We start from the raw sequence: 514 nt of genomic DNA on the forward strand, positions 1-514 counted from the left end.
TCGGTGGTGAACTGCCCGTCAACGCCGGCTTGTTCCTGATTTCGCCGCTCGGCCCAGGCGGCAGCCTCGCGGCGGAGCGTTTCCAGATCCGGGATGCGTTAAGGCATTGCTCGCTAAAGACGCTCAGTTCGATCTCGGCGATGTCCAACCAACTGCCATGCTTGGGGGTGTAGTGGATCTCCAAGCGGTCGAGCAAACGCCGCGCTTGCTCGGGTGGAAAGGCTTTGTACAGCGAGGCCGGGGTGTGGGTATTCAAATTGTCCCACACCAAGACTACCCGCTCGGCATTGGCATAATCGACATCCCGCAGCGTTTTGATCTCTTCGGCCAGATCAAGCGCCGTTTTGGTGGAACGTACACTGACCTTACGGCGTCCGCCCAAGGGTTCGGTGAGCATAAAGTTAACGGCTGTTCCCACCCGTTCGTACTCATAATCGTAGCGCGCCGGCTGACCCGGTTCGGCGGGGAGCGGCTGGCGCGTTTCCTGAATCAACTGGACCGGCTGCTCATCCAG

General features: G+C 59.9%; 1 protein-coding gene. It reads right to left on the reverse strand.

Going from position 1 to position 514, the window contains the following annotated elements:
• Positions 1-514 (reverse strand): transposase (locus tag E1958_RS19800; RefSeq protein ID WP_208108637.1); only part of this gene is annotated, 514 nt, incomplete at both ends.

This window comes from Candidatus Thiosymbion oneisti (genome assembly GCF_004359955.1).
Lineage (GTDB): Bacteria > Pseudomonadota > Gammaproteobacteria > Chromatiales > Chromatiaceae > Thiosymbion > Thiosymbion oneisti.